Source organism: Litoreibacter ponti, from assembly GCF_003054285.1.
GTDB classification, from domain to species: domain Bacteria; phylum Pseudomonadota; class Alphaproteobacteria; order Rhodobacterales; family Rhodobacteraceae; genus Litoreibacter; species Litoreibacter ponti.
Genome location: NZ_QBKS01000001.1, coordinates 485,913 through 501,255 on the forward strand (window position 1 = coordinate 485,913; position 15,343 = coordinate 501,255).

Below are 15,343 nucleotides of genomic sequence, written 5' to 3' on the forward strand. Positions count from 1 at the left end.
GGCTCAGGCCTCCGCCGCCCGCGCCGCGTGGCTGCCGCGCTCGCGGTAGGGGGTGGTGTCGTAATGCGCGCGGTAGCATTTCGAGAAATGCGACGGCGAGGCAAAGCCGCAGGCCAGCGCCACATTGATCACGCTCATATCGGTCTGCATCAGCAGGTTGCGCGCCTTTTGCAGCCGGATTTCCATGTAGTAGCGCTTGGGCGAGCGGTTCAGGTAGCGGCGGAACAGCCGCTCCAGCTGCCGGGTCGACATGCCGACCTCCTTGGCCAGCAGGGACGGGCTGATCGGCTCTTCGATGTTTTGCTCCATCATCTGGATGACGCGGCTGAGCTTGGGGTGGCGCACCCCGATGCGGGTGGGGATCGATAGGCGTTGCTGGTCCTGATCGGTGCGGATCGAGCTGTAGATCTGCTGGTCCGCGACCATGTTTGCGACGTCTTCCCCCAGATCGGAGGCAATGATCTTGAGCATCAGGTCAATCGACGAGGTGCCCCCCGCCGTCGTCATGCGATTGCCGTCCACGACGAAGACCGATTTGGTCAGCTCGACCTCCTCGAATTCCTCCAGAAAGCTGTCCTGGTTTTCCCAGTGGATGGTGGCGCGCTTGCCATCAAGCAGGCCCGCCCGCGCCAGCGCGTAGGAGGCGGTGCAGAGCGCGCCGATGCGCGGGCCACGGCGGGCCTCGCGGCGCAGCCAGTTCAGCAGGCGCTTGGTCGTCGCGTCCTGCACCGAGGTGCCACCGCACAGGATGATCGTGTTGTCCCGGCTCACCTCTTCGAGGTCCATGTCCAGCTTGTAGCTGATCCCGGCCGAGCAGGTGGCCGTCTCGCCGCCTTCGCCCGCCAGAACCCAGCTGTAGCTGCCCGGCACCATGCGATTGGCGATCCGGAGCGCATCGACCGCCCCGGCGAAGCTGAGCATCGTGAAGTTGTCCATCAGAACAAAGACATAGCCGCGCGGTTTGTCGCGTGCGTCCGGGGGCGAGGCGTCGGTCAAGCAGCGGACCTCCCAATCCAGGTGCTCTCGGGCAGGTGTCGTTTCGTCGAGTGTAAAATATTACGCCTCGAAAGCCACCCTTAGCTGAGTTTTCGACATTGGCAAGCCCCGGGTGCTGGGGTTATACCCGAACCCTGATTTGGTACCGCTATCATGAATGGAGCATAGAACCATGGCTCAAGCCTGGAAAAAGTCGGACTGGCGCAACAAACCTCGCGTGCAGATGCCTGACTATATCGACACGCAAGCCCTCGCGGCCGTGGAGTCGCAGCTTTCCAAGTATCCGCCGCTGGTTTTTGCAGGCGAGACACGCAAGCTGAAGGCCCAGCTGGCTGCCGTGTCGCGCGGCGAGGGCTTCCTGCTGCAAGGCGGGGATTGCGCCGAAAGCTTCGCGGAATTCTCCGCCGACAATATCCGCGACACGTTCAAGGTGATGCTGCAGATGGCGATGGTGCTGACCTATGGCGCCAAGGTGCCCGTGGTCAAGATTGGCCGCATGGCGGGCCAGTTCGCCAAGCCGCGCTCGGCCCCCACGGAGGTCAAGGATGGCGTCGAGCTGCCAAGCTACCGCGGTGACATCATCAACGAGCTGGCCTTCACGCCCGAGGCCCGTATCCCCGATCCCGGCAAGATGCTGCAGGCCTACACGCAGGCCGCCGCGTCGCTGAACCTGCTGCGCGCGTTTTCGACCGGCGGCTACGCCGACGTGCATCAGGTCCATGCCTGGACCCTGGGCTTCACCGAGGGCGAGAAGGCCTCGAAATACCGCGACATGGCCCACAACATCTCCGCCGCGCTCGACTTCATGAAGGCTGCGGGCGTCAACCAGGACACGGCACACACGCTGCAGTCGGTGGATTTCTACACCTCCCACGAGGCGCTGCTGCTGGAGTATGAAGAGGCGCTGTGCCGGATCGACAGCACCTCCGGCCTGCCGCTGGCAGGCTCTGGCCATATGATCTGGATCGGCGACCGCACGCGCCAGCCCGACGGTGCGCATGTGGAGTTCTGCCGCGGTGTGCAGAACCCCATCGGCCTGAAATGCGGCCCGACCACGACCGCAGACGACCTTAAGGTCCTGATGGAAAAACTGAACCCCGAGAACGAGGCAGGTCGTCTGACCTTGATCGCGCGCTTCGGGGCGGGTTCCGTGGGCGAGCACCTGCCGCGCCTGATCAAGGCGGTGAAGGAAGAGGGGGCCAACGTCGTCTGGTCCTGCGACCCGATGCACGGCAACACAATCAAGTCGTCCACCGGCTACAAGACCCGGCCCTTCGACAGCGTCATGCGCGAGGTGCGCGAGTTCTTCGGGGTCCATGCGTCCGAGGGCACGATCCCCGGCGGCGTGCATTTCGAGATGACCGGCCAGGACGTGACCGAGTGCACCGGCGGTGTCCGTGCCGTCACGGACGAGGACCTGTCGGATAGGTACCACACCGCCTGCGACCCGCGCCTGAACGCGTCGCAATCGCTGGAACTGGCCTTCCTCGTCGCCGAGGAGCTGGTGGCCCGCCGCGCCGAGCAGGAGCGCGCCGCCGTCTAATCGCGCCGGATGTGACATGAACAAAGGCCGCGTCCCGGAATGGGGGCGCGGCCTTTTTCGTCTTCGCGATGTGAGGCGTGGGTCAGACCATCTCGTCTCGATTGCTGACCACAAGGCGCAGCTGCGGGCGCTCGGCCTTTTGCGTCGGGGCAGGGGTGAAATCCTCCTGCGGCTCGGCAAAGCCAGCTACGGGTTGCGGCGCGGAGGTGTCGCGCTCAGGTGTCGAATCTTCGCGGGTTTCGGCGCCGGTCAGCAGGTTTGTCACCCGCGTCTCAAGCACCCGGAAGCGGCGCGGCGCAAGCCCCACAATCCCGTCCGTCGTGAAACACCCGATCGCGCGGTCGACCTGACCGCTGTCGCTTTTCAGGGGCAGGATCAGCAGGCGCGCGTTGAGCTTGGCACCGCGGCTGTCCTCGGACACCATGGAATGCTCCTGGATCTGCGGCTTCGTGAACACCCGATCAAGCGTCGCGGAAAAGGCCGCGCGGCTGGTGGGCGAGATGAAGGATCGCAGCGGCATGCCGCGCACCTCCATGCCCATCAGATCGCACAGATGCATGCCGGCGAGCCGAAAGCGTACCGCGCCGGGCTGGATACGCTCCAGGATGAAGCCGAATTCCAGCGCGCCGGAAATCTCGCGCGGATCGATCTCCGAGCGCAAAGGCACCAGCCGCCCGGCGCGCAGACTTTCCCAGTAGCTGCGCATCTCGGACAGGGCGGAATGCTCCGTCTTGGCCTGATGCTGCCAGAGCGAGACGATCTCCGCGCCCCGTTCGCCATCTTTGCGTGCGCCCGAGGACGGGCCGTCGCGATGTGTCATCTGTCTACCCCTTCGGGATGCGGATGTGGCCCCTCAGCCGTGGCACCGCGCCCCCTTGAATATGGCCGACGCCGCGGCGCCGATGTGTCGTGGTGGTTGTGATCCGGGGGGCGGTTTGCTACGCCGAGTCCCAAATCGTTACCGTTGTCTTAATATGGCACAAATGTGGCCCAAAGTGGGTTTCTAAAGTGTTAATAGGTTAATTCGCCATGATCTCTTCCATGACCGCCTTCGCATCCACCACCGGCCAATCGCGCGGGTTGTCCTGGACGCTCGAGATGCGCGGCGTGAACGCCAAGGGGCTCGATATCCGCCTGCGTCTGCCCGAGCGGATGATCGAACACGAGCAGGCCGTGCGCACACGCCTGTCCAAAAACTTCGCCCGCGGCAATATCAGCCTGACCCTGCGCATCGAGGAAGAGGCCGCCGCCAGCCTGCCCAAGCTCGATGAGGACGTGTTCGAGGCCTATGTGCGCGCCGCGATCCGCGGGCGTACGATTGCCAAGAATATCGGCCTGCGCCTGATCGAGGCGTCGGCGGCGGACTACATGGGCCTGCGCGGCGTGATCCGCACCGACGCCGCGGGCGCCGAGATGCCGGTGGAGCCGATCATGGCGTCACTCGATGCCGCGATTGCCGATTTCGCGTCCATGCGCCGCTCGGAAGGCGCGGCGCTTGATGTCGTGCTGCGCGACCAGCTGGCCCAGATCGCCCGGCTCGCAGGCGAGGCCGCGACACAGGCCGAGGCGCGCAAGCCGCAGATGGCGCAGACCCTGAAGACCAATCTGGCGCGCGTGATGGACAATGTGGACGGCGCGGACCCGGATCGGGTCGCGCAGGAACTGGCGATGCTGGCCGTCAAAGCGGATGTCTCGGAAGAGATCGACCGCCTGATCGCCCATGTCGCCGCCGCCGAGGCGCTTCTGGACAGCGACGGCCCCGTGGGCCGCAAGCTCGACTTCCTGATGCAGGAGTTTAACCGCGAGGCGAACACGCTGTGCTCGAAATCCGGCGCGCCGGAGCTGACCCGCACAGGCCTTGACCTCAAGGCGGTGATCGACCAGATGCGCGAGCAGGTTCAAAACGTGGAGTAGGCCCCAATGGCAGCACCGACAGCGCGGCGCGGCATTCTGATCATCCTGTCCTCGCCCTCGGGCGCGGGGAAGTCGACGCTCGCGGGCCGCCTGATGGCCTGGGACGACACGCTGTCCTTCTCGGTCTCGGCCACGACGCGCGCCCCGCGCGAGGGCGAGCAGGACGGACGCGAATACTTCTTCCGCTCCCGCGAGGAGTTTCAGACCATGGTTGCCGAAGGCGAGATGCTGGAGCACGCCGAGGTCTTCGACAATCTCTACGGCTCCCCCCGCGGCCCGGTGGAGGAGGCGATCTCGGCCGGCCGTGACGTGATTTTTGACATTGACTGGCAGGGCGGGCAGCAGATCCGCAACTCCGGGCTTGCAGAAGACGTGGTGTCGATTTTCATCCTGCCGCCCTCGATTGTGGAGCTGGAAAAGCGCCTGCGCAGCCGCGCGCAGGACAGCGACGCGGTGATCGCGGCGCGGATGAAGAAAAGCCGCGACGAGATCAGCCATTGGGCCGAATATGATTACTGCCTGATCAACCGCGATCTCGATGTGGCCGAGGCAGAGCTGCAGGCGATCCTGACCGCCGAGCGGCTGAAGCGGTCGCGCCAGCCCGGTCTGATGACGCTGGTGCGCGACCTGAACGAGGAATACGAGGCCCGCACATGACGCTCTATGCGCTGGATGGGGTGGCGCCCCAATTGCCCGAGGGCGATGAGTTCTGGATCGCGCCGGACGCCAATCTGATCGGCGACATCGTGATCGAGGAAGACGTCTCGGTCTGGTTCTGCGCCACCTTGCGCGGCGATAATGAGCGCATCACCGTCGGGCGCGGCTCGAACGTGCAGGAGAACTGCGTGCTGCACACCGATATCGGCTACCCTCTGGTCATCGGCGCCAATTGCACCATCGGCCACAAGGCGATGCTGCACGGCTGCGATATCGGCGAGGGGACGTTGATCGGCATGGGGGCCACTGTGCTGAACGGGGCCAGGATCGGCAAAGGCTGCCTGATCGGCGCGGGCGCGCTGATCACCGAAGGCAAGGACATCCCCGATGGCGCGCTCGTGATGGGCGCGCCGGGCAAGGTCATCCGCGATCTCGATGCGAGCGCGCAGAAGATGCTGCTCAACTCCGCTCTCGGCTATCAGGCCAAGATGCGCCGCTTCCGCGACGGGCTGCAGGCGCTATAGCGTGTAGCGGATCGACACGGCGCTGTCGGAATGGCCGCACATCGGCTCCGCGCCGAGCCGGTCCAATGCCTCGCGCAGCAGGATGAACTGCACATGGGCCGGTGCCAGCGCGCCGCGCAGGCTGCTGTTGAGCGTCGCCCAGACATCATCGTCGTAGCGGATCTTTTCGCCGTAGGCCTGCATCTGCCATTGGTCACGCTCGCACCGCACGACGATCTGGCCGCCAAGGGGCAGGGTGACCTCGAGGCACAGCACCGCCAGCAGGGCAAGCTTGGCCTGCACCCGGGTCAGGTCAGAGACCGGCTCCCACTGCACCGAGACGCGGCCTGTGCCGTAGCAATCGGCCAGCAGCTTCACCACATCCTGTCGCGAGAATTTCTGCCCCTCGCTGGCCGTACCAAACGCCAGCCGGAACAGCCGCACGCGCGCGTTGGCGTTGGCGATGCTTTCCTCGATCAGCGCCAGCTCCGGCGAGCGAGGCAGGCCGGACATCACCAACAGCTCCATGCCGTTGCTGATTGCGCCGATGGGGCTAATTAGATCATGACAGATGCGCGAGGCCAGCAAAGAGGCGGTGTCGTGCACAACCTTCGGGGCGTCATCCTCGGACACGGGAGAGCGGGCAATGTCGGACAATATGAACTCCTTGCTGGAGCCGGGGATGCTGGTGCGAAACCCGGCCGAACCCGATTGGGGCCTTGGACAAGTTCAATCCAACATAAACGGTAAAATTACAGTTAACTTTGAGAATATGGGCAAAATGACTCTCGACGCAACGCGGGTAGACCTGACCTTGCAATTTGACGTCTAACCATTGCGCGAACCGGCCGCGGCGCGTATCTGAGGCGCAAAAGTGGGGCCACAGCGACTTTCGATGACTTCTGACGCGCCAGTGTTCGAGACCCGGCTTGCCCGCGACGCGGGCGATCTGCGCGCGTCCCAGCAGCTGCGCTACAAGGTTTTCGTCGAAGAGCTGGGCGGCGATGGTCCGCTGGTCGACCACGAGGCTAGGCTGGAGCGCGACGCGTTCGACCCGCTCTACGACCACCTGATCCTGCTCGACCATGCGCGCTGCGACGCGCCCGTGGTGGGCGTCTACCGCCTGCTGCGCGGCGACATGCTGCCCGATGGCGGGCGCTTCTACAGCGAGGCTGAGTATGACCTGTCGGCGCTCAAAGGCTCGGGCCGCCGGGTGATGGAGCTGGGCCGCTCCTGCCTGCATCCCGATTATCGCGGCGGCACGGCGATGTATCATCTGTGGCAGGGGCTGGCCGAGTATGTCCAAACCCACAGCATCGAGGTGATGTTCGGGGTCGCAAGCTTCCACGGCACTGACGTGGATGCGGTGGCGCAGTCGCTGTCCCACCTGCACCACGCCCATCTCGCCCCAGAGCCGCTGCGCCCGCGCGCGACCGTCCATCAGCCGATGGACCTGATCCCCCCCGATCAGATCGACCGCCCCGCCGCCATGCGCGACACGCCCGCGCTGATCAAAGCCTACCTGCGCCTTGGCGGCACGGTGGGGGACGGCGCCTATATTGACCATGAATTCAACACGATAGACGTGTGTCTTGTGATGGATACGGCGCGCATGTCCAAGCGCCACCGCGATATCTACTCCAAGCCGCGCAGCCAGGCCGCGCCCGCGCAATGAGCACCTGGGAAAGCCCCGACGCGCCGCCGCATCTGCGGCTGGGACCTGCGCAATGGGCGGTCGCGGTGCTGCGCGCGGTGCCGCTGGCGCTGCTGGTCTTCGGCGGGCTGGCGGTGCTGCTGCTGGTGAGGCTGGTCGAGGCACCGATTCACGGGCTGCACCGCCCCTGGACGCCGCATATCACGCGGGTGGTCTGCCGCACGGCGCTGATCCTTCTGGGGATCAAGTTCCGCTCCAAGAGCAGCCCGATGAGCCAGCCCGGCGCGGTGGTGTCGAACCATTGCAGCTGGCTCGACATCTTCTCGCTGAATGCACGCAAGCGGGTCTATTTCGTCTCTAAGTCTGAGGTGGCGAAGTGGCCCGGCATCGGCTGGCTCGCACGCGCCACCGGAACCGTCTTCATCGACCGCGACCCCAAGCAGGCGCGGGCGCAAAAGCAGGTGTTCGAGGATCGGCTGCTTGCGGGCCACAAGCTGCTATTCTTCCCCGAGGGCACCAGCACGGATGGCTTGCGGGTTTTGCCATTTAAATCAACGCTCTTCGCGGCGTTCTTCACGGATAATCTGCGTGATAAGCTCTATATCCAACCCGCCACTTTGTCCTACAGCGCGCCCGGCGGCGGCGATCCGCGGCTTTATGGGTGGTGGGGCGACATGGAGTTTGCGCCGCACCTGTTGCAGACGCTTGCCGCGCGGCCGCAGGGCCTCATTACCGTGACGTACCACGCACCTTTGAAAGTGTCCGACTATGCCAGCCGCAAGGAGCTGGCCTTGGCCTGCGAGAAGATCGTGCGGGGCGGGCTGGAACTTACGCCAGAGGCGCAAGAATATCTGTCAGCGCACGGCTAGGATCATCGCTGCCCCAGATCTCGTCGCCCACGGCAAAGAAATCCGTGTAGGGCGCGAGCCGCTCCACCGCCTCGACGCTCAGCGCGCCTTCGGCCACGATCGGCAGCTCGATCATTTGCGACCACCACTCGAAGGCCTCCGTCTCGGCGACTTCGCCGTCGCCCAAAGCGGTCTGTCCCACGGGGCCGAGCGCGATATAGTCCGCGCCTGCCTCACCCGCCGACATGCCGTCATGGCGGGACGGGCCGCAGAAGGCCCCGATCACCACGTCCGGGCCGATTTCCTTGCGCACCTTGCGCACGGAGCGCGCACCGTCGAGAAGATGCACCCCGTCGAGGCCTAGCTTTTCGACCAGCAGGAAATGCGCCTCGATGATCAGGGGGATGTCGCGGGCATGGGCCTGCTCGCGGATCAGGTCGGCTGCGCGCGAGATGCGGTCCTCGTCGCGGGTCGCCAGGCTCAGGCGGATGCAGGCGATCTCGTGGTCGTCCAGCACGCGCGCCAACGTGGCCGGAAAGCTCGATAATTCGAACTCCGGCGGGGTGATCAGGTAGGTTTGCGGGGTCTCGGGGGCCTCTTGGGCGGTGTCGGTCTGGGCCATTGGTGTTTATCCCTTTGTTTGGCCTCTCATAGCGGCCCGGCTGCGCCCTCACAAGGCTGTTGCGATGGCGGGCGCGTAGGCCTAAACCCGGGCGACTTTGCCGCGAGGGAGCATCATGTCAGGCACAGACCACGGCGCACAGGCGGACTGGAGCGGACCACAGCCCGTTATGGTGCTGGTCGCACCTCAGATGGGCGAGAATATCGGCTTTGCCGCCCGCGCGATGTGGAATTTCGGGCTGGAGCGGATGCGGCTCGTGACCCCGCGCGATGGCTGGCCGAACCCCGCCGCCGTGGCGACGGCATCCGGCGCGTCGCGGGTGCTGGACCATGTGGGCGTGTTCGAGAGCACGGCGGACGCGTTGGGCGATCTGGACTACGTGTTTGCGACGACCGCGCGCTCTCGCGACCTGACCAAGCCCGTGATGACGCCCGAGCGCGCCATGGCCCATACTCGCGCCCTGATCGGTGAGGGCAAGCGCGTGGGCGTGATGTTCGGGCCGGAACGCGCCGGGCTGGAGAACGCCGATATCGTGCAGGCCAACGCCATCGTCTCGGTCCCGGTGAACCCGGGCTTTGCGTCGCTGAACCTTGCGCAATGCGTGCTGCTGGTGGCCTATGAGTGGCGACGTCAGACGGGCGAGGACGCCCCCGAGGTGGTCGAGATGGCCGGCACGCAGTTTGCGAGCCAGGTCGAGGTGCAAAAACTGTTCGAGCATTTCGCGCAGAGGCTGGACGATGCGGGCTTCTTCTTCCCCGACCACAAGGCGGACTCCATGCAGATGAACCTGCGCAACATGCTGTCGCGCATGCCGCTGACCCAGATGGATGTGCAGACCTTCCACGGCATGCTGCGGCAATTTGTGCGCTGGAAGGAACGTGGCGACTGACTTGCCGCCCGAGGGGGGCAGGCTTACGTTGCGCACAAAGACAGATAAGAGGGCGGGATGGCCGAAAAACGTAGTATTTTCGAGGAAGTAGCGAGCGCAGAGAAGCCCGTGGCGCAGCCCGGCGCGATCGACCGTGCGGCGTCCCGCGGGAACCGCCGCGGCATCCGCGCGTGGCTAATGGTGCTGTTCGCGCTCGTCGTGGTGATGATCGCGGTGGGCGGGCTGACCCGCCTGACGGATTCAGGGCTGTCGATTACCGAATGGGCACCCGTGACGGGCTCAATCCCACCACTATCTGCAGCGGAATGGGAAAGCGAATTCGAAAAATACCGCGCGATCCCCGAATACCAGTTGCAAAACAAGGGCATGAGCCTGTCCGAGTTCAAGGTGATCTACTGGTGGGAATGGGGCCACCGCCAGCTTGGCCGTGTGATCGGTCTGGTCTGGGCTGTGGGCTTCTTCTGGTTCCTGCTGCGCAAGCAAATCCCCACCGGCTGGACAGGCCGTCTGCTGGGCCTCGGCGCGCTTGGCGGGCTGCAGGGCGCGATTGGCTGGTGGATGGTGTCGAGCGGGCTGACGGGCACGATGCTCGATGTGGCCTCCTACCGCTTGGCGACGCATCTGGGCCTCGCCTTTGTGATCCTTGGGCTGATCGCGTGGTACGTCTATACGCTGGGCCGCACGGAGGCGGATTTGATGCAGGCGCGTCGCTCTGGCGTGGCGTCCCTGGTGGGGCTGACCACCGTGCTGGTGCCGCTGGCCTACCTGCAGATCGTCGTGGGCGCCTTGGTGGCGGGCATCGACGCGGGCCGCACCTACACCGATTGGCCGCTGATGGCAGGTGAGTTCTTCCCCGGCCTCGCCTTCGAGGTCGAGCCGTGGTGGCGCAACTTCTTCGAGTCCGAGGCTCTGGTGCAGTTCAACCACCGCATCCTCGGCTACATCCTGTTCGCCTTCGGGCTGTTCGTCTGGTGGCGCTCCCGCGGGGCGGCGAGCCGGGCGGTCAAGCAATCCTTCGACTGGGTCGCGGTGATGATGTTCGGCCAGATGGTGCTGGGCATCGGCACGGTGCTTTACGCGGCCCCCTGGCACCTCGCCATCGTCCACCAATTCGGGGCGGTCGTGCTGATCTGCCTGATCCTGCGGGCGCGCTTCATGGCGCTTTACCCGCCCGCCCAATCGCTCAGGAGCTAAGTCCCCATGTCCGCATCTTCCGCATTCGACGCGCTGATGGAGTTTGACCGCACGACGCAGGCGCTGGCCTCGGTCGCGGGCCGCACGGGCTGGGATCAGGAAACGGTGATGCCCGAAGGGGCAGCGGCGCTGCGGTCCGAGGAGATGGCGGCGCTGGAAAGCGTGCTGCACGCCCGCCGCACCGACCCGCGTCTGGGCGAGTGGCTGATGAAGGCCGAAGCCTCTGACGAGGCAGACAAGGCCAAGCTGCGCCATCTCAAACGCTCCTTCGCGCGCAACACCAAGATCCCCGAGAAGCTGGCGACGGATATCGCCCGTCACACCTCGGCAGGCCAAGGCATCTGGGCCAAGGCGCGGGCGGAGGACGACTTCGCGTCGTTCGCGCCGACGCTGGCCCGCATGATCGAGCTGAAGCGGGAAGAGGCCGCGTGCCTTGCCGCGGGTGGTGATCTCTATGACGCGCTTCTGGATGACTACGAGCCCAGCATGACCGGGGCCGAGTTGCAGGCGATGTTTGACGCCATGCGCCCCCGGCTGGTGGACCTGCGCGCGCGGGTGCTGGCGGCGGATGCGCCCGCCCCGTTGGACCGGGAATTCGATGAGGCAGGGCAGATGGCGCTGTCGTCAAAACTGGCCGCCACCTTTGGCTATGACCTGACGCGCGGCCGCATCGACAAGGCCGTGCACCCGTTTTCCAGCGGCTCCGGAACCGATGTGCGGATCACCACGCGCACCAGCCCGCGCGATCCGTTCAACTGCTTCTACTCCACCGTGCACGAGGTCGGCCATGCCTGCTACGAGCAGGGCGTGCGCGACGCGTATGCGCTGACGCCCTTGGGCGCGGGTGTGTCGATGGGCGTGCATGAAAGCCAGTCGCGGATCTACGAGAACCAGCTGGGCCGCTCGCGGGCCTTCACCGGCTGGCTCTACGGCCAAATGCGCGACCAGTTCGGTGATTTCGGCGTGGCGGATGAGGATGCGTTCTACAAGGTCGTGAACCGCGCGTCCTCCGGCTACATCCGCACCGAGGCCGACGAGGTGCATTACAACCTGCACGTCATGCTACGCTTTGATCTGGAGCGCCAGCTGATCGCGGGCGAGTTGGAGGTCGCCGACCTTGAAGACGCCTGGAACGCGCGCTTTGAAGCCGATTTCGGCGTCGCGGTCGACAAGCCGTCCAACGGCGTGTTGCAGGACGTGCATTGGTCGTTCGGCCTGTTTGGCTATTTCCCGACCTATTCGCTGGGCAATGTCTATGCGGGCTGCCTGTACCAGTCCTTGCGCAAGGCCGTGCCGTCGTTGGACGCGGACTTGGCGCAGGGCGACACGACCAAGGCCACGGCGTGGCTGCGTGAGCACCTGCAGCAATATGGCGGCCTGCGCGAGCCCCGCGACACCATCGTGCATGCCTGCGGGTTCGAGCCGAGCGAGGCGCCGCTGCTGGACTACCTTGAGGCGAAATTCGAGGACCTCTACGCGCTTTAATCGCTCCTTAAGCCCACTGCTTTAGAGACCTGCCTGAGGTAAATCCGAGAGGCGATCTGGACGTGTATTGGGCCGATATTGGGAATGCGCTCTTCTTCCTGCTGGGGTTTCTTGTCCCGTTGGTGAACGGGGCGGAGGACGATGACGAAGATGACGTCGCGGCCCCTGTGTTGGTCAGCGACGTGTTTGGCACCGAAGACGCCGATGCGCTGACCGCCGCAGGCCCGGACCTCACGACCTTTCTGCTGGGCGGTGACGATACGTTCGAGGGCAGCTCTGGCAGCGATGTGGTCTTCGGCGGCGACGGCGCTGACGAGATCCTTCTGCGACAAGGCGATGATCAGGGCGAAGGCGGTCTGGGCGACGACCGCATCGACGGTGGTTTCGGCAACGATCTGCTGCGCGGGGGCGAAGGCAACGATACGCTCAATGGCGCGGGGAATGACGATCAGGTGTTCGGAGAGGCGGGCAATGATGTGCTGACGGGCAGCAGTGGCACCGATCTGGTCTCTGGCGGGGAAGGCGATGACGTGCTGCACGGCAATGTGCGCGGGGCCAGCACGCTGTCGGACGGCGCGGATACGCTACTTGGCGGCGCGGGTGACGATACGCTGTTCCTGTCCAGCGATGACACCGGGACCGGGGACGCGGGCGCGGACAGCTTCATTGTGGAAGAGACGATCGAACCCGACGCCGCGGCGCGGGTGACCGATTTCGACCCCGCCGAGGACACGATCACAGTGCTCTATGAGGCGCAGAGCGACCCGGTCACGGGCGATCCCGTGGTCCCGGAGCTGACCGCGCAGAACTATCTGGACGGGACCGGCAGCACGATCCTGAAGGACGGTGCCGCCATTCTCAATATCGACGGACAGCCCGATTTCGACGTGGCGACGATCACCCTGGAGGAAAGCGTCGCCTGAGGCCCGCTATTCCGCGGCGATCTTGATGACCGGCTCCATGCGGGCAAGGATGTCTTCGGCAAGGTGACATTTGACCTGATGGCCCTCCGCCATCCGGCGCATCGGCGGCACCTCTTTCTCGCACAGCCCGCCCGGGACCTGCTCTTTCCAGCGGCAGCGCGTCTGGAAGGGGCAACCGGGGGGCGGGTTCATCGCTGACGGGATGTCGCCTTCGAGCACGATATGCTTCTTCTCGACCGAGGTGTCCGCGATGGGAACCGCAGACAGCAGCGCTTCGGTATAGGGGTGGTAGGGCGGTTGGAAGACCTGATCGGTCGTGCCCAGCTCGACCACATGGCCCAGATACATCACCATCACCCGGTCCGACAGGTAGCGCACGATGGACAGATCGTGGGAGATGAACAAAAGCGTCGTCTTGTTCTCGCGCTGGATTTCCATCAGCAGATCGGTCACCGCCGCCTGCACCGACACATCGAGCGCGGAGACCGGCTCGTCGGCCACCACGATCTTGGCGTCGCCGGCAAAGGCGCGGGCGATGCCCACGCGCTGCTTCTGACCACCTGATAGCTGTCGGGGCATGCGTCCGGCGAATTCGCGCGGCAGCTTCACCAGATCGAGCAGCTCCAACATGCGCTGCTCGCGCGCGTCCTCGCTGTCCCCGATGCCGAAGATTTCCAGCGCCCGAATGATCTGGCGGCCCACGGTCATCGACGGGTTCAGCGTGTCGAACGGGTTCTGGAACACCATCTGCACATTCGAGATCGTCTTGGTGTCGCGTTTCTCGATCGGCGTATCCTGGATCTCGTTGTTGTGGAGCAGGATCTTGCCATCCGTGGCGGTCTCCAGCCCCATCAGCACCTTGGCGAAGGTGGATTTGCCGCAGCCGGATTCGCCCACGATGGCGAGCGTCTCGCTCTCGCGCGCCTCGAAGCTGAGCGTCTCGTTGGCCTTCACGACCTTCTTGTTCGAGCCGCCAAAGAGCGCGGAGGCCGCGACCTCGTAGTATTTCTTGAGGTTGTCCATCTTCAGGACCACGTCGCCGGGTTCCGACTTCTGGGTCTGCGCGCCCAGCTCGATGGGGGCGTTCCAGTCGATCTCTTCGATGCGCAGGCAGCGCGAGCCGTGGCGGTCGTTGCCCTTGATCTTCTGCATCTTGATGTCGCCCTGATCGCACAGACCGGCCTGAAAGTAGTCGCAGCGCGGGCCGAAATTGCAGCCCTGAGGTCGCTCATGGGGCAGGGGGAAGTTGCCGGGGATCGCCACCAGCGGGCGCGCGTTCTTGTCGGCCCCGGGCAGCGGGATCGAGCGGAACAGCGCCTGCGTGTACGGGTGCTGCATCTCGTCGAACACGTCCTCAATCGAACCGGTCTCGACCGCCTCGCCGGAATACATCACGCAAATGCGGTCGCAGGTCTCCAGCACAAGGCCAAGGTTGTGGGAGATGAACAGCATCGAAGTGCCGTATTTCTTGCCCAGATCCTTGACCAGCTCGACCACGGCGGCCTCGACGGTCACATCGAGCGCGGTGGTCGGCTCATCGAGAATCAGCAGGGACGGCTTCGACATCAGCGCCATCGCGATCACGATGCGCTGCTGCTGGCCGCCTGACAGCTGGTGCGGGAAAGAGTTCAGGATGCGCTTGGGGTCGGGCAGCTTGACGTCCGTGACCACTTCCAGCGCGCGCTCATAGGCTTCCTTTTCGGAGGTGCCGAAATGGATCATCGGCACTTCCATCAGCTGCTTGCCGATGCGCATGGCGGGGTTCAGCGAGGCCATCGGCTCCTGATAGATCATCGCGATCTGGGAGCCGCGGATGTCGCGCAATTCTTCGGCGCTCATCTGGCCAAGGTCGCGGCCTTTGAACTTGATCGAGCCGCCCACGACCCGACCGTTCACGCCAAGGTCCTGCATGACGCCAAGCGCCACGGTGGATTTGCCGCAGCCGGACTCGCCCACAAGGCCCATCGCTTCGCCCGGTTGCACGGTGCAGGAGAAGTCCATCACCGCCGGAATTTCGCGCAGCCGTGTGAAGAAGGAGATCGAAAGCTGGTCGATCTCCAGGATCGGGCCGTCATAGGTGTCTGTGTCAGCCATGGGCTATCTCCAAATTCTCGA

Annotated in this window: 16 protein-coding genes; 11 read left to right on the forward strand and 5 right to left on the reverse strand. The window is 64.9% G+C overall.

Going from position 1 to position 15,343, the window contains the following annotated elements; all coding sequences use genetic code 11:
• Window positions 1-3: 3 nt before the first annotated feature.
• A complete protein-coding gene (locus tag C8N43_RS02565) occupies window positions 4-936 on the reverse strand; it encodes a GlxA family transcriptional regulator (RefSeq protein WP_107846208.1) in 933 nt (310 codons plus the stop codon).
• Window positions 937-1,168: 232 nt separating this feature from the next.
• On the opposite strand from C8N43_RS02565, the gene C8N43_RS02570 reads away from it, so the two are divergent.
• Entirely contained in the window at window positions 1,169-2,539 is a 1,371-nt protein-coding gene (locus C8N43_RS02570; protein WP_107844109.1) for a class II 3-deoxy-7-phosphoheptulonate synthase, read from the forward strand.
• An 82-nt stretch (window positions 2,540-2,621) separates the two neighbouring features.
• Here the strand turns inward: C8N43_RS02570 and C8N43_RS02575 are convergent, their stop codons facing one another.
• Window positions 2,622-3,359, reverse strand: a complete 738-nt coding sequence (locus C8N43_RS02575; protein ID WP_107844110.1) for a PAS domain-containing protein — start codon at window positions 3,357-3,359, stop codon at window positions 2,622-2,624.
• Between the two features lie 221 nt (window positions 3,360-3,580).
• Between C8N43_RS02575 and C8N43_RS02580 the strand changes: the two genes are divergently transcribed.
• The 3 genes from C8N43_RS02580 to C8N43_RS02590 are packed head-to-tail and all read left to right on the forward strand — an operon-like array spanning window position 3,581 to window position 5,634.
• Window positions 3,581-4,453 (forward strand): YicC/YloC family endoribonuclease, encoded by an 873-nt coding sequence (locus C8N43_RS02580; protein ID WP_245912883.1) that lies wholly within the window; start codon window positions 3,581-3,583, stop codon window positions 4,451-4,453.
• A 6-nt stretch (window positions 4,454-4,459) separates the two neighbouring features.
• Window positions 4,460-5,110 (forward strand): guanylate kinase, encoded by a 651-nt coding sequence (gmk, locus tag C8N43_RS02585; protein ID WP_107844112.1) that lies wholly within the window; start codon window positions 4,460-4,462, stop codon window positions 5,108-5,110.
• Window positions 5,107-5,634, forward strand: coding sequence for a gamma carbonic anhydrase family protein (locus C8N43_RS02590; RefSeq protein WP_107844113.1), 528 nt, complete (start codon window positions 5,107-5,109; stop codon window positions 5,632-5,634). Before gmk ends, C8N43_RS02590 begins: the two co-directional genes overlap by 4 nt.
• On the opposite strand, the gene C8N43_RS02595 is transcribed toward C8N43_RS02590, so the two are convergent.
• Complete coding sequence (locus tag C8N43_RS02595) at window positions 5,629-6,270, reverse strand: histidine phosphotransferase family protein (RefSeq protein ID WP_107844114.1); 642 nt, start codon at window positions 6,268-6,270, stop codon at window positions 5,629-5,631. The two genes, C8N43_RS02590 and C8N43_RS02595, sit on opposite strands and share 6 nt — an antisense overlap.
• Window position 6,271: 1 nt before the next feature.
• Here C8N43_RS02595 and C8N43_RS02600 point away from each other — a divergent pair, with 1 nt between their 5' ends.
• From C8N43_RS02600 to olsA, 3 genes are all read left to right on the forward strand, one after another.
• Window positions 6,272-6,445 (forward strand): DUF3553 domain-containing protein, encoded by a 174-nt coding sequence (locus C8N43_RS02600; RefSeq protein ID WP_107844115.1) that lies wholly within the window; start codon window positions 6,272-6,274, stop codon window positions 6,443-6,445.
• A 63-nt stretch (window positions 6,446-6,508) separates the two neighbouring features.
• Window positions 6,509-7,288, forward strand: a complete 780-nt coding sequence (gene olsB / locus C8N43_RS02605) for an L-ornithine N(alpha)-acyltransferase (RefSeq protein WP_107844116.1) — start codon at window positions 6,509-6,511, stop codon at window positions 7,286-7,288.
• Window positions 7,285-8,136 carry a lyso-ornithine lipid O-acyltransferase gene (olsA, locus tag C8N43_RS02610; RefSeq protein ID WP_107844117.1) on the forward strand — a complete coding sequence of 284 codons (852 nt, stop codon included), beginning with the start codon at window positions 7,285-7,287 and terminating at the stop codon, window positions 8,134-8,136. The genes olsB and olsA overlap by 4 nt, the downstream gene beginning before the upstream one ends.
• On the opposite strand, the gene C8N43_RS02615 is transcribed toward olsA, so the two are convergent.
• Window positions 8,096-8,737, reverse strand: a complete 642-nt coding sequence (locus C8N43_RS02615) for a thiamine phosphate synthase (RefSeq protein WP_107844118.1) — start codon at window positions 8,735-8,737, stop codon at window positions 8,096-8,098. The genes olsA and C8N43_RS02615 overlap by 41 nt on opposite strands.
• 115 nt (window positions 8,738-8,852) lie before the next feature.
• Here C8N43_RS02615 and C8N43_RS02620 point away from each other — a divergent pair, with 115 nt between their 5' ends.
• The 4 genes from C8N43_RS02620 to C8N43_RS02635 all read left to right on the forward strand — a co-directional run bounded on the left by C8N43_RS02620 (window position 8,853) and on the right by C8N43_RS02635 (window position 13,228).
• Window positions 8,853-9,626 (forward strand): RNA methyltransferase, encoded by a 774-nt coding sequence (locus C8N43_RS02620; protein ID WP_107844119.1) that lies wholly within the window; start codon window positions 8,853-8,855, stop codon window positions 9,624-9,626.
• A 57-nt stretch (window positions 9,627-9,683) separates the two neighbouring features.
• Window positions 9,684-10,820 carry a heme A synthase gene (gene ctaA, locus C8N43_RS02625; protein ID WP_107844120.1) on the forward strand — a complete coding sequence of 379 codons (1,137 nt, stop codon included), beginning with the start codon at window positions 9,684-9,686 and terminating at the stop codon, window positions 10,818-10,820.
• A 6-nt stretch (window positions 10,821-10,826) separates the two neighbouring features.
• A complete protein-coding gene (locus C8N43_RS02630) occupies window positions 10,827-12,305 on the forward strand; it encodes a carboxypeptidase M32 (protein WP_107844121.1) in 1,479 nt (492 codons plus the stop codon).
• Window positions 12,306-12,367: 62 nt separating this feature from the next.
• On the forward strand, window positions 12,368-13,228 hold the full coding sequence (locus tag C8N43_RS02635) for a calcium-binding protein (RefSeq protein ID WP_107844122.1): 861 nt from the start codon (window positions 12,368-12,370) through the stop codon (window positions 13,226-13,228).
• A 6-nt stretch (window positions 13,229-13,234) separates the two neighbouring features.
• Here C8N43_RS02635 and C8N43_RS02640 read toward each other — a convergent pair whose 3' ends face one another.
• Complete coding sequence (locus tag C8N43_RS02640) at window positions 13,235-15,322, reverse strand: dipeptide ABC transporter ATP-binding protein (protein ID WP_107844123.1); 2,088 nt, start codon at window positions 15,320-15,322, stop codon at window positions 13,235-13,237.
• Window positions 15,323-15,343 lie beyond the last annotated feature (21 nt).

Coding starts and splice junctions, on each gene's coding strand:
- C8N43_RS02620 (WP_107844119.1), top strand. CDS start 8,853: ATGTCAGGCACAGACCACGGCGCACAGGCGGACTGGAGCGGACCACAG.
- C8N43_RS02590 (WP_107844113.1), top strand. CDS start 5,107: ATGACGCTCTATGCGCTGGATGGGGTGGCGCCCCAATTGCCCGAGGGC.
- C8N43_RS02600 (WP_107844115.1), top strand. CDS start 6,272: ATGAACTCCTTGCTGGAGCCGGGGATGCTGGTGCGAAACCCGGCCGAA.
- C8N43_RS02630 (WP_107844121.1), top strand. CDS start 10,827: ATGTCCGCATCTTCCGCATTCGACGCGCTGATGGAGTTTGACCGCACG.
- olsB (WP_107844116.1), top strand. CDS start 6,509: ATGACTTCTGACGCGCCAGTGTTCGAGACCCGGCTTGCCCGCGACGCG.
- C8N43_RS02580 (WP_245912883.1), top strand. CDS start 3,581: ATGACCGCCTTCGCATCCACCACCGGCCAATCGCGCGGGTTGTCCTGG.
- ctaA (WP_107844120.1), top strand. CDS start 9,684: ATGGCCGAAAAACGTAGTATTTTCGAGGAAGTAGCGAGCGCAGAGAAG.
- C8N43_RS02575 (WP_107844110.1), bottom strand. CDS start 3,359: ATGACACATCGCGACGGCCCGTCCTCGGGCGCACGCAAAGATGGCGAA.
- C8N43_RS02565 (WP_107846208.1), bottom strand. CDS start 936: ATGGACAACTTCACGATGCTCAGCTTCGCCGGGGCGGTCGATGCGCTC.
- C8N43_RS02640 (WP_107844123.1), bottom strand. CDS start 15,322: ATGGCTGACACAGACACCTATGACGGCCCGATCCTGGAGATCGACCAG.
- olsA (WP_107844117.1), top strand. CDS start 7,285: ATGAGCACCTGGGAAAGCCCCGACGCGCCGCCGCATCTGCGGCTGGGA.
- gmk (WP_107844112.1), top strand. CDS start 4,460: ATGGCAGCACCGACAGCGCGGCGCGGCATTCTGATCATCCTGTCCTCG.
- C8N43_RS02615 (WP_107844118.1), bottom strand. CDS start 8,737: ATGGCCCAGACCGACACCGCCCAAGAGGCCCCCGAGACCCCGCAAACC.
- C8N43_RS02570 (WP_107844109.1), top strand. CDS start 1,169: ATGGCTCAAGCCTGGAAAAAGTCGGACTGGCGCAACAAACCTCGCGTG.